The 17753-nt window shown below is 67.6% G+C and carries 30 protein-coding genes and 1 pseudogene; all 31 read right to left on the bottom strand.

Annotation, left to right across the window (positions count from 1 at the left end; all coding sequences use genetic code 11):
• Positions 1 to 5: 5 nt before the first annotated feature.
• Entirely contained in the window at positions 6 to 389 is a 384-nt protein-coding gene (gene rpsM / locus QN163_08330; protein ID MDR5684016.1) for a 30S ribosomal protein S13, read from the bottom strand.
• Positions 390 to 413: 24 nt separating this feature from the next.
• Entirely contained in the window at positions 414 to 527 is a 114-nt protein-coding gene (gene rpmJ / locus QN163_08325) for a 50S ribosomal protein L36 (GenBank protein ID MDR5684015.1), read from the bottom strand.
• 59 nt (positions 528 to 586) lie between these two features.
• The gene (infA, locus tag QN163_08320; GenBank protein ID MDR5684014.1) at positions 587 to 808 is read right to left on the bottom strand and encodes a translation initiation factor IF-1; all 222 of its coding nucleotides are present in this window, start codon (positions 806 to 808) and stop codon (positions 587 to 589) included.
• A 45-nt stretch (positions 809 to 853) separates the two neighbouring features.
• On the bottom strand, positions 854 to 1636 hold the full coding sequence (gene map / locus QN163_08315) for a type I methionyl aminopeptidase (protein ID MDR5684013.1): 783 nt from the start codon (positions 1634 to 1636) through the stop codon (positions 854 to 856).
• A gap of 2 nt (positions 1637 to 1638) precedes the next feature.
• Positions 1639 to 2298, bottom strand: coding sequence for an adenylate kinase (locus QN163_08310; GenBank protein ID MDR5684012.1), 660 nt, complete (start codon positions 2296 to 2298; stop codon positions 1639 to 1641).
• 82 nt (positions 2299 to 2380) lie between these two features.
• A complete protein-coding gene (gene secY, locus QN163_08305; protein ID MDR5684011.1) occupies positions 2381 to 3664 on the bottom strand; it encodes a preprotein translocase subunit SecY in 1284 nt (427 codons plus the stop codon).
• The gene (gene rplO / locus QN163_08300; GenBank protein ID MDR5684010.1) at positions 3661 to 4128 is read right to left on the bottom strand and encodes a 50S ribosomal protein L15; all 468 of its coding nucleotides are present in this window, start codon (positions 4126 to 4128) and stop codon (positions 3661 to 3663) included. The genes secY and rplO overlap by 4 nt, the downstream gene beginning before the upstream one ends.
• A gap of 232 nt (positions 4129 to 4360) precedes the next feature.
• Positions 4361 to 4525: pseudogene (gene rpmD, locus QN163_08295) on the bottom strand (50S ribosomal protein L30).
• A gap of 13 nt (positions 4526 to 4538) precedes the next feature.
• The gene (gene rpsE / locus QN163_08290; GenBank protein MDR5684009.1) at positions 4539 to 5069 is read right to left on the bottom strand and encodes a 30S ribosomal protein S5; all 531 of its coding nucleotides are present in this window, start codon (positions 5067 to 5069) and stop codon (positions 4539 to 4541) included.
• 39 nt (positions 5070 to 5108) lie between these two features.
• Positions 5109 to 5477 (bottom strand): 50S ribosomal protein L18, encoded by a 369-nt coding sequence (gene rplR, locus QN163_08285; GenBank protein MDR5684008.1) that lies wholly within the window; start codon positions 5475 to 5477, stop codon positions 5109 to 5111.
• A 24-nt stretch (positions 5478 to 5501) separates the two neighbouring features.
• A complete protein-coding gene (gene rplF, locus QN163_08280) occupies positions 5502 to 6053 on the bottom strand; it encodes a 50S ribosomal protein L6 (protein ID MDR5684007.1) in 552 nt (183 codons plus the stop codon).
• A 29-nt stretch (positions 6054 to 6082) separates the two neighbouring features.
• Entirely contained in the window at positions 6083 to 6484 is a 402-nt protein-coding gene (rpsH, locus tag QN163_08275) for a 30S ribosomal protein S8 (protein MDR5684006.1), read from the bottom strand.
• 14 nt (positions 6485 to 6498) lie between these two features.
• Positions 6499 to 6684 carry a type Z 30S ribosomal protein S14 gene (locus tag QN163_08270; protein ID MDR5684005.1) on the bottom strand — a complete coding sequence of 62 codons (186 nt, stop codon included), beginning with the start codon at positions 6682 to 6684 and terminating at the stop codon, positions 6499 to 6501.
• Between the two features lie 40 nt (positions 6685 to 6724).
• The gene (gene rplE, locus QN163_08265; protein ID MDR5684004.1) at positions 6725 to 7282 is read right to left on the bottom strand and encodes a 50S ribosomal protein L5; all 558 of its coding nucleotides are present in this window, start codon (positions 7280 to 7282) and stop codon (positions 6725 to 6727) included.
• 7 nt (positions 7283 to 7289) lie between these two features.
• The gene (rplX, locus tag QN163_08260) at positions 7290 to 7607 is read right to left on the bottom strand and encodes a 50S ribosomal protein L24 (protein MDR5684003.1); all 318 of its coding nucleotides are present in this window, start codon (positions 7605 to 7607) and stop codon (positions 7290 to 7292) included.
• A gap of 46 nt (positions 7608 to 7653) precedes the next feature.
• A complete protein-coding gene (rplN, locus tag QN163_08255; GenBank protein MDR5684002.1) occupies positions 7654 to 8022 on the bottom strand; it encodes a 50S ribosomal protein L14 in 369 nt (122 codons plus the stop codon).
• 18 nt (positions 8023 to 8040) lie between these two features.
• The gene (gene rpsQ, locus QN163_08250; GenBank protein MDR5684001.1) at positions 8041 to 8295 is read right to left on the bottom strand and encodes a 30S ribosomal protein S17; all 255 of its coding nucleotides are present in this window, start codon (positions 8293 to 8295) and stop codon (positions 8041 to 8043) included.
• A gap of 12 nt (positions 8296 to 8307) precedes the next feature.
• A complete protein-coding gene (gene rpmC / locus QN163_08245) occupies positions 8308 to 8502 on the bottom strand; it encodes a 50S ribosomal protein L29 (protein ID MDR5684000.1) in 195 nt (64 codons plus the stop codon).
• The gene (rplP, locus tag QN163_08240) at positions 8499 to 8927 is read right to left on the bottom strand and encodes a 50S ribosomal protein L16 (protein MDR5683999.1); all 429 of its coding nucleotides are present in this window, start codon (positions 8925 to 8927) and stop codon (positions 8499 to 8501) included. The genes rpmC and rplP overlap by 4 nt, the downstream gene beginning before the upstream one ends.
• A 20-nt stretch (positions 8928 to 8947) precedes the next feature.
• On the bottom strand, positions 8948 to 9613 hold the full coding sequence (rpsC, locus tag QN163_08235) for a 30S ribosomal protein S3 (GenBank protein MDR5683998.1): 666 nt from the start codon (positions 9611 to 9613) through the stop codon (positions 8948 to 8950).
• Positions 9614 to 9653: 40 nt separating this feature from the next.
• On the bottom strand, positions 9654 to 10001 hold the full coding sequence (rplV, locus tag QN163_08230; GenBank protein ID MDR5683997.1) for a 50S ribosomal protein L22: 348 nt from the start codon (positions 9999 to 10001) through the stop codon (positions 9654 to 9656).
• A 55-nt stretch (positions 10002 to 10056) separates the two neighbouring features.
• Positions 10057 to 10341, bottom strand: coding sequence for a 30S ribosomal protein S19 (gene rpsS, locus QN163_08225; GenBank protein ID MDR5683996.1), 285 nt, complete (start codon positions 10339 to 10341; stop codon positions 10057 to 10059).
• A gap of 28 nt (positions 10342 to 10369) precedes the next feature.
• Positions 10370 to 11197 (bottom strand): 50S ribosomal protein L2, encoded by an 828-nt coding sequence (gene rplB / locus QN163_08220; protein MDR5683995.1) that lies wholly within the window; start codon positions 11195 to 11197, stop codon positions 10370 to 10372.
• Between the two features lie 34 nt (positions 11198 to 11231).
• The gene (rplW, locus tag QN163_08215; GenBank protein MDR5683994.1) at positions 11232 to 11519 is read right to left on the bottom strand and encodes a 50S ribosomal protein L23; all 288 of its coding nucleotides are present in this window, start codon (positions 11517 to 11519) and stop codon (positions 11232 to 11234) included.
• On the bottom strand, positions 11516 to 12139 hold the full coding sequence (gene rplD / locus QN163_08210) for a 50S ribosomal protein L4 (GenBank protein MDR5683993.1): 624 nt from the start codon (positions 12137 to 12139) through the stop codon (positions 11516 to 11518). The genes rplW and rplD overlap by 4 nt, the downstream gene beginning before the upstream one ends.
• 41 nt (positions 12140 to 12180) lie before the next feature.
• Positions 12181 to 12801 (bottom strand): 50S ribosomal protein L3, encoded by a 621-nt coding sequence (gene rplC, locus QN163_08205; protein ID MDR5683992.1) that lies wholly within the window; start codon positions 12799 to 12801, stop codon positions 12181 to 12183.
• Between the two features lie 26 nt (positions 12802 to 12827).
• A complete protein-coding gene (rpsJ, locus tag QN163_08200; protein ID MDR5683991.1) occupies positions 12828 to 13133 on the bottom strand; it encodes a 30S ribosomal protein S10 in 306 nt (101 codons plus the stop codon).
• Positions 13134 to 13146: 13 nt separating this feature from the next.
• Positions 13147 to 14364 carry an elongation factor Tu gene (tuf, locus tag QN163_08195; GenBank protein MDR5683990.1) on the bottom strand — a complete coding sequence of 406 codons (1218 nt, stop codon included), beginning with the start codon at positions 14362 to 14364 and terminating at the stop codon, positions 13147 to 13149.
• A gap of 18 nt (positions 14365 to 14382) precedes the next feature.
• The gene (fusA, locus tag QN163_08190) at positions 14383 to 16470 is read right to left on the bottom strand and encodes an elongation factor G (GenBank protein ID MDR5683989.1); all 2088 of its coding nucleotides are present in this window, start codon (positions 16468 to 16470) and stop codon (positions 14383 to 14385) included.
• Between the two features lie 25 nt (positions 16471 to 16495).
• Entirely contained in the window at positions 16496 to 16966 is a 471-nt protein-coding gene (gene rpsG, locus QN163_08185; GenBank protein MDR5683988.1) for a 30S ribosomal protein S7, read from the bottom strand.
• 15 nt (positions 16967 to 16981) lie between these two features.
• Complete coding sequence (gene rpsL, locus QN163_08180; protein MDR5683987.1) at positions 16982 to 17353, bottom strand: 30S ribosomal protein S12; 372 nt, start codon at positions 17351 to 17353, stop codon at positions 16982 to 16984.
• Positions 17354 to 17753: the final 400 nt, after the last annotated feature.

The following is a 17753-nucleotide window of genomic DNA, read 5'->3' as shown; positions in this document are numbered from 1 at the left end:
GTCGCTTACTTCTTGGCCGCGACCCTCTTCTTGATGCCGACCGTCTTTTTGGGCCCCTTGCGCGTGCGCGCGTTCGTCCGGGTGCGCTGGCCGCGCACCGGCAGCCCCCGCTTGTGCCGCAGCCCACGGTAGCTGCCGATCTCGACCAGCCGCCGGATGCTCATCGCGACGTCCCGGCGCAGATCCCCCTCCACTTTGTAGTGGCGCTCGATCGTGTCGCGCAGGCGCGAGACCTCCTCCTCCGTCAGGTTCCGCACGCGCGTGTCGGGGCTGACGCCCGCCCGCATGATGACGTCGTAGGCGCGCGAACGTCCGATCCCGTAGATGTAGGTCAGCGCGACCTCTACCCGCTTGTCGCGCGGAAGGTCCACTCCCGCGATCCTCGCCATCCGAACCTCCGTCGTCGATCCCCGCTAGCCCTGCTTCTGCCGGTGCTTGGGGTTCTCGCAGATCACCCGTACCCGTCCATGCCGACGGATGATCTTGCATTTCTCACACATCTTCCTGACGGACGCGCGCACCTTCATGACCGCACCTCATCCACACCTCGCGACCGAGCAGAGGCGACCCCGCCCGCTCACCTTCGCTACCGATACCGATACGTGATGCGGCCGCGCGTCGGGTCGTAGGGCGACAGCTCCACCTTGACGCGGTCTCCGGGCGAGATCCGGATGAAGTGGATCCGCATCTTGCCCGAGATGTGGGCGAGGACCCGGTGGCCGCTGTGCAGCTCGACGCGAAACATCGCGTTCGGCAGGACCTCCACCACCGTCCCTTCGACCTCGATGACGTCTTCCTTGGCCGACATCCGCCCCCGCCGTGTCGTCTAGCGACCGCACAAACCAATATGTTATCAGGAACCGACTTCTTCGTCCAAACGGGTCAGCACCTCGCACCCGCCCTCGGTGACGGCGACGGTGTGTTCGAAGTGTGCCGACGGCCGTCCGTCGGCGGTGCGCACGGTCCACCCGTCGCCGTCCACCCTAGCCCGCCACGTCCCGGCGTTCACCATCGGCTCGATCGCCAGCACGATCCCCGGGCGGAGAACCAGGCCCCGGCCACGGGTCCCGAAGTTCGGCACCTGGGGGTCTTCGTGGAGGAAGCGCCCCACGCCGTGACCGGCGAACTCCCGGACGACCGAGTAGCCGTGCGACTCGACGAACGACTGGATCGTCCATCCGATGTCACCCAAGCGCGCCCCCGGCCGCACGACGTCGATCGCACGGTACAGGGCCTCCTCGGTGACCCCGAGCAACCTCCGCAGGCCGGGGTCGATCCGGCCCACGGGAAACGTAGCCGCCAGGTCGCCGTGGAACCCGTCCAGGTAGACCCCCAGGTCGACCTTGACGACGTCGCCCTCGCGCAAGACCCGGCGCCCAGGGATACCGTGGACGATCTCGTCGTTCACCGATACGCACGCGCTCGCCGGGAACCCCCGATAGCCGAGGAACGAGGGAACACCGCCCTCGGCGCGGATCGCTTCCTCCGCCACCGCGTCGAGCTCACCGGTCGTGATCCCCGGACGAACCGCCTGGCCCACCGCGGCGAGCGCTCGCGCCGCCACCTGGCCCGCCCGACGCATCCGCTCGAGTTCAGCGGGTGTCTTGATGTAGATGCCGGCTCCCACGGTTGCCACGGTTACCGTTTCTCCCGCAGGGGCTCGAGGACCGCCTGGATCTGCCGGAACACCTCCCCAGCCCCCAGCGCCCCATCAATCCGGTGCAACAGCCCTAGGCTCCGGTAGTATTCCAGGACCGGGGCGGTCTGCTCGTCGTAGACACGGAGGCGGCGTGCCACGGTCTCCGACTGGTCGTCTGGCCGCTGGTACAGCTCGCTGCCGTCCACGTCGCACCGCCCCCTTACGCGGGGCGGGTTGGACACCTCGTGGTAGATGTGCCCGGCCGCGCGGCAGATCCAGCGGCCGCTCAGGCGCCGGATCAGCACGTCGTGGGGCACGTCGAAGTACAGCACCGCATCGATGCGCCGACCCAGACGCCGCAACAGCGCCTCCAGGGCTTCAGCCTGTGGCACCGTCCGTGGGAAGCCGTCTAGGACGAACCCTTCCTGCGCGTCGGGGGCTGTCAACCGCTCCTCGATGACGTGCAGCATCACCTCGTCGGGCACGAGATCGCCGCGCTCGTAGTAGGTCCTCGCCTGCCTGCCCACCGGCGTCCCCGCGGCCATGGCCTCCCGCAGGATGTCTCCGGTCGAGATCTGGGGGATGCCGTAGTGTTCTTGCACCCGCCGGGCCTGGGTCCCCTTCCCCGCGCCGGGCCGCCCGAAGAAGATCAGGTTCATGCGCCGCCCGCCCACCGCGACGGCGCCCCTCCGACGCGACTCCCGCAGGCGGACGCAAGCCCCCGATCGCCGGTCGCCGTCTTCAACGCATGAACCCTTCGTAGTGTCGCATGAGGACGTACGCTTCCAGCTGGCGCATCGTCTCCAGAGCGACGCCGACGACGATGAGCAGCGACGTCCCCGCCAGATACAGCGTCAGACCGGCGGTCTGGAAGAAGAGCAACGGAAAGACGGCGATCACCGCCAAGAACAGCGCCCCCACAAACGTCAGCCGCTCTGTCACCTTCATCAGGAACTCCGTCGTCGGCCGGCCCGGCCGGATCCCCGGGATGAACCCGCCGTACTTCTTGATGTTGTCGCTGATGTCGTTGGGATCGAACTGCACCGACGTGTAGAAATAGGTGAAGAGGATGATCAGCAACGCGTACAGCGCCGTGCCCACCCAGTGCTGACCGGGCTGCAGACGGTTGCCCCACTCGACCAGTGGCTCCCACCGCACGAACGAGGCGACCGTGGCCGGGAATTGCAGCACCGAGATCGCGAAGATGATCGGGATCACACCGGCCTGCACGATCTTCATCGGGATGTGCGTCGTCTGACCCCCCATGACGCGGCGTCCGACCACGCGTTTGGCGTACTGCACGGGGATCCGACGGACGGCCTGTGTGATCATGACGACTGCCACGATGCTGAGCAGCACGACCACGATATCGGTGAGGAACCAGAAGAACGACGCCGACCCCACCCGGATGGTTGCCACCGTCGCGGCCAGCTGCTGCGGGATCCTAGCGACGATGCCCCCGAAGATGATCAGCGACATCCCGTTGCCCACGCCGTGCTCGGTCATGATCTCGCCCATCCAGGTGAGCATCATCGTGCCGGCGACCAGGGTCACGATGATCAGCGCCATGTTGATCGGGCTGAAGTCCGTGATGGCGCGGCCCTGCGAGAAGGTCTGGATGAGTCCGGTCTGTCCCCACGCCTGGAGCGCGGCGAGCGGGACGGTGAGGTACAGTGTGTACCACCCGATCCGGCGGCGGCCGGCTTCCCCCTCTTCCTGGACCATCTTTTTGAGGTTCGGAAACGCCACCTGCATCAGGCTCATGATGATCGACGCCGTGATGTAGGGGATCACGCCGAGGGCGAAGATCGAGAAGTTCTCCAGCGCGCCGCCCACCAGCAGGTTGAGGAAGCCGAACGCCGTCCCCTGAGCGGCCTGCTGAAACTGCGTCCGGACGGCTTCGACGTTGACGCCCGGGACCGGCAGGTGCGCGCCCAGCCGGAACAGCCCCAGCATCAGCGCTGTGAACAGCAGCCGGCGCCGCAGATCGGGAATCCGGAAGGGGTTGGCGATGGCGCCGATCATCCGATCACCTCGACCGTACCGCCCTTGGCCTCGATGGCCGCGCGCGCCGCAGCGCTGAACGCGTGCGCCTTCACCACCAGCGCGCGGTCCAGCGTCCCCTTGGCGAGGATCTTGATGCGCCCCCGGCGCGACACGACGCCGGACGACCGCAGGCGCTCGGGTGTGACCTCCGAACCGGGCTCGAAGCGCGCGAGATCGCGCAGGTTCACCTCGACGTAGCCCGGTCGCGGCCTGCCGCCCGTATGCACGCTCCCGTAGGCGCGCACGCCCCGGGCGAACGGCAACCGCTTGCCCAGTGGCGTCTGCCCGCCTTCGAAGCCCGCACGGGGACCCTTTCCGCTACGCGCCTTCTGCCCCTTGACGCCCCGACCGGCGTACGTGCCGCGGCCGGAGCCGTGCCCGCGCCCCACGCGCCGGCGGCGACGTTTGGAGCCCGCAGGCGGCGCAAGACCGTCGATTCGCAGTGGCATCGAACTCCTCCTGACGTTGCACGCGAACGCCGCGGCGTTACCCTCTCGCCTTGCGCGTCCTCGTCTTCGAGGCGGTGGCGTTAGGTCGCGCCCGGAGGCCGCGCGCCGACTTTCGCCCGTCCGCCCGTACCGGGGCGGCCGGCACCTCCGGCGCGACCCCGGTCCCCTCCGACGTGCCTGCCGAGGCCGCCGCAGCGTGCGCACCCTCGGGGACGATCGGCACGGCCTCGACCAGGTGGCGCACCTTGCGCAGCAGTCCCGCGGTACGGGCATTGTCCGGCCGCACCACCCACTGGCCGACCCTACGCAGACCCAACGTCGCCACGCAGGCGCGCTGGAGGGCCGTCGAGCCGATCAGGGAACGCCTCAGCGTGATCCGCAGCTGCTGCATCGCCCACCTGCCCCTACTGCGCGTCCGCCGCCCACCGCCGGCCGACCAAGTCCACCACGCTCTTGCCACGCGAGCGCGCGACCTCCTCGGGCGTGCGCAGGCTTTGCAAGCCGACCAGCGTGGCGCGCGCCATGTTGATGGGGTTGCTGCTGCCCAGCGACTTCGTCAGGACGTCCTTGATGCCGGCGGCGTCGAGCACGGCGCGAACCGGCCCGCCCGCGATGACGCCGGTGCCCTCGCTCGCCGGCTTCAGCAACACCTCGGCCGCGCCGAACCGGGCCACGACGTCGTGCGGGATGGTCGTCCCCCGCCGCGGGACGCGGATCAGGTTCTTCTTCGCGTCCTCGACCGCCTTGCGGATCGCATCGGGAACCTCTGCGGCTTTGCCCAGCCCCACGCCCACGGTTCCGGCCTCGTCGCCCACTACCACGAGGGCGCTGAAGTTGAAGCGCTTGGCGCCCTTGGTCACCTTCGCCACGCGGTTGATGAAGATCGTCTTCTCGAACGTGAGGTTGACCTCGTTGGGGTCCACTCTCGTCGCCATCTCAACTCCCCCGCTGCGTTCTGAATCCGCTCTCCGGGACTAGAACTCCAGTCCCCCCTCCCGGGCGCCCTCCGCGAGGGCCTTGACCCGGCCGTGGTACAGGTACCCTCCACGGTCGAAGACCACGCAAGAGATCCCGCGCTCGATGGCACGTCGCGCCAGAACCGCCCCCACGACCCGGCTGCGCTCGGTCGGCCGGAGCCCCGGCAGCTGCGGGACGATCTCCGGATCGAGCGTGCTGGCCGCCACCAGGGTGCGTCCGCGCGTGTCGTCGATCACCTGTGCGTAGATGTGCTTCAGACTCCGGTAGACGCTCAGGCGCGGGCGGTCCGGCGTACCGGCCAGCTTGCGGCGGAGCCGGATGTGCCGTACCTTTCGCAACGCGTTTCGATCGACCCTGATCTTCATCTCGCCCTCCGCACCGCAGCGCCTCTACTTCTTGCCCACCGCGCGCCCCGCCTTGCCTGGCTTCAGCTTCACCCGCTCGCCCGCGTACCGGATCCCCTTTCCCTTGTAGGGATCCGGGGGCCGGATGGCACGGACCTTGGCCGCCACCTGTCCCACAGCCTCCCGGTCGACCCCGCGCACCACGATCCGGTTCGGCTGCGGGACGTCGACTGTCACCCCCGCGGGCGGCGTGAAGGTCACCGGGTGCGAGTAGCCGACCTGAAACACGATGCCGTCGCCCTGCTTGGCGGCGCGGTATCCGGTGCCGATGATCTCCAGTTCCACCGAGAATCCGTCGGTAACGCCCCGAACCATGTTGGCCAGCAGTGCGCGGGACAGGCCGTGCAGTGCCCGGTGGCGCCGGGCGTCCGTGGGCCGGCGCACGATCGCCCTACCGTCCTCGACCGCGATCTGCACATCGGGGTGGAAGGTACGCGCCACCTCGCCCTTCGGTCCCTTGACGTGCACCCGCTGTCCTTCCACCCGGATCTCCACCTGCGGGGGGATGGCGACCGGCAGTCGTCCGATCCGACTCATCGTTCCTCTCCGCTCTCCGGCAACCCGAGCTACCAGACGTAGCACAGCACCTCGCCGCCCACACCGGCGCGTCGGGCCTCGCGGTCGGTCATGATTCCCTTCGACGTCGACAGGATCGCCAGCCCCAGACCGCCGCGCACCCTGGGCACTTCCCGCCGGCGCGCGTACACGCGCAAACCCGGCCGGCTCACGCGGCGGATGCCCAGCAGCACGCGCTCCTTGCGCGGGCCGTACCGCAGCGTCACTCGGATAACCCCCTGCGGGCCGTCCTGGACGACCCGGTAGTCCTGGATGAACCCCTCTTGCTTGAGGATGCGGGCGATCTCGAGCTTCATCTTCGATGCCGGAATGCTGACCTGATCGTGCCCTGCGGCGTTCGCATTGCGGATCCGCGTCAGCATGTCTGCGATCGGATCGGTGATCGTACCCATCGGGGCCTCCCGCCTCACCAGCTCGCCTTTGTCATGCCGGGGATCTCCCCGCGGTAGGCGAGTTCCCGCAGGCAGATGCGACACAGCCGGAAACGGCGGAACACCGCGCGCGGGCGTCCGCAGCGCTCGCAGCGCGTGTAGGCCCGCACCTTGAACTTCGGCGGTCGCTTCCACTTTTCGATCATGCTCTTCTTGGCCATGCCAACCTCCGGCGGGGTGCGGATCGGTACGGCTCGGATGTCAGCTCACCCCGCTGCTCTCGCGGAACGGGACGCCCAGCAGCCGCAGCAACTCCCTGGCCTCCTCGTCGGTGCGCGCTGTCGTCACGATCGCGATGTCCATCCCGCGCACCTTGTCCACCTTGTCGTAGTCGATCTCGGGAAAGATCAGCTGCTCGCGCACTCCGATGTTCAAGTTCCCGCGGCCGTCGAACGAACGCTCCGGGATTCCCCGGAAGTCCTTGATCCGCGGCAGGGCCACGCTGATCAGCTTGTCCAGGAACTCGTACATCCGTCGCCCCCGCAACGTCACAGCCGTGCCGATCGGGGCGCCCTGGCGCAGCTTGAAGGCCGCGATGGACTTGCGGGCCCGGGCGATCACGGGCCGCTGGCCGGTGATCGTCATCAGCTCCTCAACGGCCCGATCGACCTGTCGGGGGTCTTGGGCACCCTCGCCGACCCGCATGTTGACGACCACCTTTTCCAGCCTCGGCACCTGCATTGGGTTGCGGTAACCGAACCGCTCCCGGAGGGCCGGCACGGCTTCCTTCTCGTAGCGCTCCTTCAACCGTGTCGCCATCTCGTCCTCAGCTCTTATCCACCAGCTCGCCGGACCGCTTCGCGTAGCGTACCCGCCGGCCATCGGCCGCCTCCCGGATCCCGACCCGCGTACGCATCTTGGTATCCGGATCCACCAGCATGACCTTGGCTGCCGGGATCGGCAACTCTTTCCGCACGATGCCGCCCTGGGGGTTCTTCTGCGACGGTTTGGTGTGCCGCTTCACGGTGTTCACGCCCTCCACGATGACCCGACGCGTCTTCGGAAACACACGTAGGATCTTCCCGCGCTTGCCCCGGTACTTTCCCGAGATCACGATCACGAGATCGCCCTTGCGGACGTGCATCCGAACGCGTTGTGCCCCCGTTGTCGGCATGCTCCGCCCTCCCCGGTCACAGCACTTCCGGCGCCAGCGATACGATTTTCATGAACTGCCGCTCCCGCAGTTCGCGCGCGACCGGCCCGAAGATCCGCGTGCCCCGCGGGTTCATCTGTTCATTGATCAGCACGGCGGCGTTATCGTCGAACCTGATGTAAGAACCGTCAGGCCGCCGCAGTTCCTTCTTCGTCCGCACGACCACGGCCTTGACGATCTCCCCCTTTTTGACCGCGCTGTTGGGGATCGCCTGCTTCACCGTGCCCACCACGATGTCGCCGACCCGTGCGTACCGCCGACGGCTGCCCCCGAGCACACGGATCACCAGGATCTCGCGCGCTCCCGTGTTGTCGGCTACCCTGAGTCGGGACTCCTGCTGCACCATCCCCTGCAACCTCCCGTCCTACTTGGCACGCTCCAGGATCTCCACCACGCGCCACCGCTTCTCGCGTGACAGCGGCCGTGTCTCCATGATCCGAACACGATCGCCCACCCGGCACTCGTTGCGCTCGTCGTGCGCCTTGAAGCGCCTGTGCCGGCGCACCGCCTTCTTGTACACGGGGTGACGGGCCACCGACTCCACGCGCACGACGACGGTCTTGTCCATCTTGTCGCTGACGACGTCCCCGACCAGTGTCTTGCGGATTCTGCGCTCCATGCGTCGTCCTCCTCAGAGGCGCTCTCCCCGCTCGGCCAAAACGACCTTCAGGCGGGCGATGTCACGGCGCACCTCGCGCAGGCGTGACGGGCTTTGGGCCTTGCCGGCGGAGATCTGCACCCGAAGGTTGAACTGCTCCTGCAGCGCCTCATCCAAACGCCGGCGCAGTTCGTCCAGCGACATCTCCCGCAGCTCGGCCGCCTTCAACGCGCTTCACCCCCTACCTCGTCTCGCTTCACGAACTGGACCTTGACCGGCAGCTTGTGGGCCGCCAGCAGCATCGCCTCGCGCGCCACGTTCTCGCTCACGCCCGCCAGTTCGAACAACACCCGACCGGGCTTGACGACGGCGACCCAGAACTCCGGGTTCCCCTTCCCGCTGCCCATACGCGTCTCGGCCGGTTTCTTCGTCACCGGCTTGTCGGGGAACACACGGATCCACAACTTGCCCCCTCGCTTGATGTAGCGGGTGATCGTACGGCGGGCCGCCTCGATCTGCGCGCTCGTCATCCACGCCGGGCTCATCGCGCGCAGCCCGTATTCCCCGAACGCGACGGTCGATCCCCTCAGCGCCAGCCCCTTGCGACGGCCTCGGTGCTGCTTGCGGTACTTGACGCGCTTTGGCATCAGCATCGCGATCGCTCCCCCATCCGCTAGCGCGCCGCCCGGATCGCGCGCGTCTCGCGGCGGTGCTCGGGGAACACCTCCCCGCGGTAGATCCACACCTTGACGCCGATGCGCCCGTACGTCGTCAGGGCTTCGGCGACGCCGAAGTCGATGTCCGCGCGCAGCGTGTGCAGCGGCACGCGGCCCTCACGGTACCACTCGTAGCGCGCGATCTCCGCACCCCCCAGACGGCCGGAGCACGAGATGCGGATGCCCTTCGCGCCCGCGCGCAGCGTGCGCTGGACGGCCTGCTTCATGGCCCGCCGATGCGCGATGCGCCGTTCCAGCTGCTGGGCCACGTTCTCGGCGACCAGCTGCGCTTCGAGTTCCGGGCGACGCACCTCTTGAACGTTGAGATGGATCTCCTTGCCGGTCAGCTCGGCGAGCTCCTTTCGCAGCGCGTCGATGCCGGCGCCCCCGCGACCGATGATGATCCCTGGCCGCGCGGCGTGCACCGTGATCTTGACCGCCTTGGACTGCCGCTCGATCTCGATCCGCGAGATCCCGGCTCGGTAGAGCTTCTGCTTGATGTACTTGCGCAGCCGCAGATCCTCGTGCAGGTTGTCCGCGAACGACTTCTCGCTGTACCAGCGGGACTCCCAATCGCGGATGATCCCCAGCCGCAGCCCGACCGGATGCACCTTCTGTCCCACGCCTGCACCTCCGCGCTCTGGACGGAACCTGACGAACCCCCTAGTACTCCCGCTCGGCGACGACGACCGTGATGTGGCTGGTGTGCTTGGTGATGATATCGGCACGGCCACGCGCACGCGGCATCAGACGCTTCCACATGCTGCCGCCAGGACCCCGGTCGACGGCGATCCGGGCGACGATCAGGGTATCGCGGTCCAAGTCCAGGTTGTGCTCCGCGTTGGCCGCCGCCGACTTCACGCACTTCTCGACGACCCGGGCGGCCCGGTGGGGCATCGCACGCAGGATCGCCAGCGCCTCATCCACACCGCGCCCGCGCACCGCTTCGGCCACGCGCCGCACCTTGAGCGGCGACATCCGGATGTACTTGGCAACCGCCCGCGCTTCCATCGCAACCCCCACGACTCGCCGTCGGCGTCCTGGCCGACCCGTCGCCGAAGACCGATCAGCCCTTCACACCCGTCGTCCGCTCCGATCCCCCGTGACCCTTGAACGTGCGGGTGGGGGCGAACTCGCCCAGCTTGTGACCGACCATCTGCTCGGTGATGTAGATCGGCACGTGCTTGCGGCCGTCGTGCACGGCGATCGTGTGGCCGACGAAGTCCGGAAGGATCGTCGACCGCCGCGACCAGGTCCGGATCACGCGCTTCTCCCGCTTCTGGTTGAGCGCCTGGATCTTCTTCAACAGGTGCTCGTCGACGAACGGCCCTTTCTTCTGAGAACGTCCCATGTGCAACCCCGCGTCCGTGGTCGTATGCTCACTTGCGCCGCTTCACGATGTACTTGTCGCTGGGCTTGGCCGGTCTGCGCGTCTTCTTGCCCAGGGTGGGTTTGCCCCACGGCGACACCGGGCCGGGCATGCCGATCGGCGACTTCCCCTCACCGCCCCCGTGGGGGTGGCTGCGGGGGTCCTGAGCGACCCCACGCACCGTCGGCCGGATGCCCAGCCACCGCTTGCGCCCGGCCTTGCCCAGCTTGATTGCCTCGTGCTCAAGGTTGCCGACCTGCCCCACGGTCGCCCGACAGCGCACGGACACCTTGCGCATCTCGCCGGAGGGCAGACGCAGCGTCGCCCACTCGCCCTCCTTAGCCATGATCTGCGCGGCACCTCCGGCCGCGCGGACCATCTGCCCGCCCCGCCCCGGCTGCAACTCGATGTTGTGGACCATGGTGCCCACCGGGATGCTGCCCAGGGGCAACGTGTTGCCGGGACGGATCTCCGCCTCCTCGCCCGATACCACGGTGTCGCCCACCGCTAGTCCGACGGGCGCCAGGACGTAGCGCTTCTCACCATCGGCGTAGTGCAGCAACGCAATCCGCGCCGAGCGGTTCGGATCGTACTCGATGGCCGCGACCCTAGCCGGCACGCCGTCTTTGTCGCGCCGGAAGTCGACCACCCGGTATCGCCGCTTGTGACCGCCCCCGCGGTGGCGCGTCGTAACCCGCCCCTGGTTGTTCCGGCCCGCGTGCCTCCGCAACGGGCGGAGCAGGGACTTCTCGGGCCTGTCCTTCGTGATCTCGTCGAAGGTGTAGGCCGTGGCGAACCGCCGGCCTGGGGTCGTCGGTTTGAAGCGCTTGATGCCCATCGGTTGCCTCCGGGCGGCCAGACGTCAAACCGCCCTACATCATCTTCTCGAGATCGATCTTCTCGCCCGGACGCAGCGTCACCACCGCCTTCTTGCGGTCCGGCGTCCGGTACGTGTGGCGCCCGCGCTTCTTGACCCGCCCGGGGATGTTGATCACGTTCACCTTCGCGACCTGGACGTCGAAGATCCGCTCGACGGCCTCCCGGATCGCGGGTTTCGTGGCGTCGCGCGCCACCTCGAACGTGTACTTGCCCGCCTCCACACCGCGCATCGACTTCTCGGTGATGTGCGGGCGGCGCAGGATGTCACGGGGGTCCCTCATGACAGAACCCTCTCCATCGCCGCCAGCGCGGCCCGGTCGATCACGACCCGTTGTGCGGCCAGCAGCGGTGCCAGGCTCAGGTCGTCGGGGCTGAGGACCGTCACATCCGGCAGATTCCGGGCCGCCCTCCGCACCAGGCGGTCCTCAGACGCGGCGATGAGCGCCGTTCGGCCTTCGACCTCCAGGCCATCGAGGAGGTCCACCAGCTCCCGTGTCCTCCCCTCTGTTATCCCGAAGCCTTCGACGACGATCAGACGGCCATCGCGGACCGCATCCGAAAGCACGGACCGGACTGCCAGGCGGCGCATTGCCTTCGGCAGGCGTTGGGTGTGGTCACGCGGTCTGGGGCCGAACACGATCCCGCCCCCCACAAAGATCGGGGCCTTGCGGCTGCCGTGCCGCGCGCGTCCCGTGCCCTTCTGTCTCCAGATCTTCCGCGTGCTCCCCGCCACCTCGCCGCGCGTCTTGGTCGAAGCCCCCCTGGCGCGCTCGCCCGCCAGTTCCGCCACGAGGGCCTGGTGGACGACGGCCTTGTGGGGACGGATCCCGAACACCGCCTGGGTCAACTCTACCTCGTCGATGCGCTCCCCCAAGGCGCTGTAGACGGGTGCTCTCGGCACCGTCCCGGCCGTCTGTGCCGTCCTCGAGCGATCCCCGCCCTTCATCGCGCCTTCCTCACCATCACGAGCGCCCCGCGGCGCCCCGGCAGACCGCCTCGGATCAGCAGCAGGTTGCGCTCCGGATCCACGCGGACGACCGACAGCCCGCGGATCGTCACCCGCTCTGCGCCCATGCGACCGGGCATCCGTTTACCCGGCCACACCCGACCCACGCCGGATGTTCCCAGCGATCCCACTGCGCGGTGCATCAGCGACACGCCGTGTGAATCGCGCTGACCGCCGAACCCATGGCGCTTCATTGCGCCGGCGAACCCCTTGCCCTTGCTCGTGCTCGTTACGTCCACCCGGTCGCCGTCCTGGAAGATCCTCACGGAGATCTCCTGCCCGATCTGGAACTCCTCGCCGTTGCGCAGCCGCACCTCGCGCACCACTCGACGCGGCCGCACGCCGGCCCGCGCGAACACACCGCGCATCGGCTTGTTGACCCGCCGCTCCGGGATTTCCTCGAATCCAACCCGGATCGCCCGGTACCCGTCGCGCTCGGGCGTCCGCACGTCGACCACCACATTCGGCTCGGCCTGGACCACCGTCACGGGAACCAGATTTCCGGCGGCGTCGAAGACCTGCGTCATTCCGATCTTGCGCCCAAGGATCGCTGTCATCGGCCATCCCTCCCGGGGAACGGCGGCTACAGTTTGATCTCGATGTCCACGCCCGCGGGTAGATCCAGCGTCATCAGGGAATCCACCGTCTTCTGCGTCGGTTCCAGGATGTCGATCAGACGCTTGTGTGTCAGTACCTGGAAGTGCTCCATGGACTCCTTATCCGTGTGCGGTGATCGGATCACCGTGTAGATCCGCCGGTCGGTCGGCAGGGGGATCGGTCCCGAGATGCGCGCGCCGCTGCGGCGCACGCTGTCGACGATGGTCGCCGCCGACTGGTCGAGTACGCGGTGATCGAACGCCTTCAGCTTGATCCGGATCTTCTGCGCCACCGGTCACCTCCGGTTAGTCGACCACCTTCGTCACGACCCCCGCGCCCACCGTCCGGCCACCCTCTCGGATCGCGAACCGCAGCCCCTCCTCCAGCGCGATCGGGCTGATCAGCTCCACCTCCATCTGGATGTTGTCCCCCGGCATCACCATCTCCACCCCATCCGGCAACTTCACCGTCCCCGTCACGTCCGTCGTCCGAAAGTAAAACTGCGGCCGATACCCCGTGAAAAACGGCGTGTGCCGCCCCCCCTCCTCCTTCGTCAAGACGTACACCTCAGCCAAAAACTTCACGTGTGGCTTGATGCTCCCAGGCTTCGCCAGCACCATCCCCCGCTCAACCTCGTCCCGCTCAACCCCACGCAGCAAAACCCCAATGTTGTCCCCCGCCACCGCCTCGTCCAGTACCTTCCGAAACATCTCCAGCCCCGTCACCACCGTCCGCTGCGCCGCCGGACGCAACCCCACAATCTCTACCTCTTCCCCCACCTTCACCCGCCCACGCTCCACTCGCCCCGTCGCCACCGTCCCACGCCCCGTGATCGTAAATACGTCCTCCACACTCATCAAAAACGGCTTGTCCACATCCCGCTGCGGCGTCGGTATGTAACTGTCCACCGCGTCCATCAACTCGTAGATCGCATCCACCCACCTGTCCTCCCCACGCCGCAACTGCGGATTCCCCTGCAACGCCTCCAACGCCCGCAACGCACTTCCACGTACCACCGGAACCTCGTCCCCAGGAAACTTGTACGTGTTCAGTAAGTCCCGAACCTCCACCTCCACCAACTCCAACAACTCCGGATCATCTACCATGTCCACCTTGTTCAAAAACACCACAATGTACGGAACGTTCACCTGCCGCGCCAACAAAATGTGCTCCCGCGTCTGCGGCATCGGCCCGTCCGCAGCACTCACCACCAAAATCGCCCCATCCATCTGCGCCGCGCCCGTAATCATGTTCTTCACATAGTCCGCATGCCCAGGACAATCCACGTGCGCGTAATGCCGCGCCTCCGTCTCGTACTCCACATGACTGATGCTGATCGTCAGCCCACGCTCCCGCTCCTCAGGCGCATTGTCAATGTCGTAATACCCCTTCGGCTGCGCCATCCCATAGTGCGCCAACGCATGCGTGATCGCCGCCGTCAACGTCGTCTTCCCATGATCTACATGCCCAATCGTCCCAATGTTCACGTGCGGCTTCGTCCGCTCAAACTTCGGCTTGGCCATCCCATCCCTCCGTGTCGGTCACGCTCTCGCCACAGCCATCCGCGTCTTCGTGATGTCCTCCGCGACTCCGCCGGGTACTTCTTCGTAGTGCGAGAACTCCATCGTGTAGACGCCGCGCCCCTGGGTCCGGGATCGCAGGTCCGTCGCGTACCCGAACATCTCCGCCAGCGGCACCAGCGCCAGGATCACCCGCAGGTTTCCGCGCTGCTCCATCGCCTGGATGCGCCCACGGCGCGCATTGAGGTCGGCGATCACATCACCCATGTACGGCTCCGGCGTGGTGACTTCGACCTTCATCACCGGCTCCAGCAGGACCGGTCGGGCCTTCTGCACGGCGTCCTTGAGTGCCATCGACCCGGCGATCTTGAAGGCGACCTCCGACGAGTCCACTTCGTGGTAGGAGCCGTCCACGAGGATCGCCCGGATGTCGACCATCGGGTATCCGGCCACGACCCCGGTCTCCAGCGCCTCGCGGATTCCCTCTTCCACGGGTCGGATGAACTCCCGAGGGATCGCCCCACCCGTGATCCTGTCCACGAACTCGAACCCGCCCCCGCGCGGCAGCGGTTCGATCTCGATCACGGCGTGCCCGTACTGCCCACGCCCACCGGTCTGCCGCACGAACCGGCCCTCGCCGCGCGCACCCTGCCGGATCGTCTCCTTGTAGGCGACCTGGGGTCGCCCGACGTTCGCCTCGACCCGGAACTCGCGCACCAGCCGGTCGGTGATGATCTCCAGGTGCAGTTCCCCCATCCCGGCGATGATCGTCTGCCCGGTCTCGTTGTCGAAGCGCACTCGGAACGAAGGGTCCTCCTCGGCGAGTTTGGCGAGCGCCGTGCCGAGCTTGTCGGAATCGGCCTTCGTCTTGGGTTCAACGGCGACCGAGATCACGGGTTCGGGAAACTGCATCGCCTCGAGGAGGATCGGGGCGCTCTCATCGCACAGCGTATCGCCGGTCGTCGTCTCCTTCAGGCCGACGGCGGCGACGACGTTGCCGGCGGTCACTTCGGGGATGTCCTCCCGGTGGTTCGCGTGCATCTGCAGCAACCGGCTCACGCGCTCACGCACGCCTCGAGTGGCGTTGAAGACGTACGAGCCAGCCTGCAGCGTTCCCGAGTACACGCGAAAGTACGTGAGCTTCCCGACGTACGGGTCGGTCATGATCTTGAACGCCAGGGCGGCGAACGGCGCGCTCGGGTCCGTCGGACGCTCCTCGATTTCGCCGGTCTTCGGATTCGTCCCGCGGATGGCTGCGACGTCCGCGGGGGACGGCAGGTAATCGACTACCGCGTCCAGCAGGGGCTGTACGCCCTTGTTCCGGAACGAAGAGCCCGCCAGCACAGGGATGAGCTTGCCGCTCACCGTACCGCGGCGGATCGCCCGGCGCAACTCGTCCTCCGTGGGTGGCTGTCCCTCCAGATACTTGTGCATGACCTCATCGTCGAATTCCGCGGCAGCTTCCACCAGTTGTTCGCGGTAGCGGGCCGCCAACTCCGCCATGCTGTCGGGAATCGCCGTCACGTCGGACCGTGTGCCCAGGTCGTCCAGGTAGATGATCGACTTCATGCGCACCAGGTCGACGACGCCCTCGAATCGCTCCTCCGCGCCGATCGCCAGCTGGATCGGAACGGCCGGCGCAGCGAGCCGCTCGCGTACCATCTCGACGACGCGGAGGAAGTCCGCGCCGGTGCGATCCATCTTGTTGACGTAGAGGATGCGGGGCACGCCGTACCGGTCCGCCTGCCGCCACACCGTCTCGGACTGCGGCTGAACGCCCTCCACACCACTGAGCACCACGACGGCACCGTCCAACACGCGCAGGGAGCGCTCGACCTCGATCGTGAAGTCCACGTGGCCGGGCGTGTCGATGATGTTGATGCGGTGATCCCGCCACATGCAGGTCGTAGCGGCGGATGTGATCGTGATCCCCCGCTCGCGCTCCTGCACCATCCAGTCCATCGTCGCCGACCCCTCGTCCACCTCGCCCAGACGGTGCACCCGGCCCGTGTAGAAGAGGATGCGCTCGGTCGTCGTCGTCTTGCCCGCGTCGATGTGGGCGACGATGCCGATGTTGCGAATCTTGCTCAGCGGAACTCTCCCTGCCACTACGCCACCTCGACCGGCGGTGCGCTCACCACCGGTAATGCGCGAAGGCCTTGTTCGCCTCTGCCATCTTGTGCACTTCCTCACGCCGCTTCACGGCGCCGCCTTGGCCCTGGGAGGCATCGAGGATCTCCTGCGCCAGCTTGTCCATCATCCCCCGGCCCGGGCGCTGCCGTGCGTACTGCACCAACCACCGGATGCCCAGCGACGTTCGCCGGTCGGGTCGCACCTCGACCGGGACCTGGTAGTTGGCGCCGCCCACGCGCCTGGCCTTGACTTCGAGCACGGGCATGATGTTGCTCAGCGCCTTGTCGAGCACGCGCACGGGATCTTGCCCTGTCTTCTCCTCGACGCGCTTCAGCGCACCGTACACGATGCGTTCCGCCAGGCTCTTCTTGCCCCGCTGCATCACCTTGTTGATGACCCGCGCCACGCTCACGCTTCGGTACGTCACGTCTGGCGCGATCTTACGGCGAGGAACCGGTCCCTTCCTCGGCATTGCCCGCCTCCGCCATCACTTGGGTCGCTTCGCTCCGTACTTGCTGCGGCCGCGGCGACGGTTCGCCACACCCGCGGCGTCGAGCGCGCCGCGGATGATGTGGTAGCGGATGCCCGGAAGATCCGGAACACGACCGCCGCGAACCAAAACCACCGAGTGCTCCTGAAGGTTGTGGCCGATCCCGGGGATGTACGCCGTCACCTCGATGCCGTTGGTCAACCGCACACGGGCGATCTTCCGCAGCGCCGAGTTCGGCTTCTTGGGCGTCATCGTCTTGACCTGGATGCACACGCCCCGCTTGAACGGGTTGCGCTGGAGCGCTGGGGACTTGCTCTTGTGCCCCAGCGGCTCCCGGCCCTTGCGAAGCAACTGGTTGATCGTCGGCATCCGCCCCTCCCGGCAAGACCCTGCTTGTAACCCTGACGAACCGACGCGCATTCCGCTGCCAGCCGGCCGCACCCCTTCGCGCGCCGCGCTGCCGCCAGCCTTCGCGTGCGAAGACCCAGCTGCGGGGTGGACGCAACCGCGGCCGGTCGTCGCTACGAGTTTGTCGCGACTCGGTTTTGCGCCCGCGCCATACGGTCCCCGATCGTCCTGCCAGAGGAGCCCCGGTGGGCCCGAAGCTCGTGGCGATCGGATTCCTGCGGCGCGTTCAGCCGCCACGCGGCCGGGTCGATGCGGACGGCCCGCCGGCCGTGCAGACCCGGCCACCGCGTGCACGCTTGGGACCTTGTGGCCCCGAGAGAGCAGTACACCCCGGTTCGCGGCACTCCCACCGGCCGCGTCG

Source organism: Armatimonadota bacterium (genome assembly GCA_031432545.1).
Lineage (GTDB): Bacteria > Sysuimicrobiota > Sysuimicrobiia > Sysuimicrobiales > Sysuimicrobiaceae > Caldifonticola > Caldifonticola tengchongensis.
The sequence above is the reverse complement of the archived record's forward strand: the minus strand, read 5'-3'. Positions and strand labels throughout refer to the sequence as shown.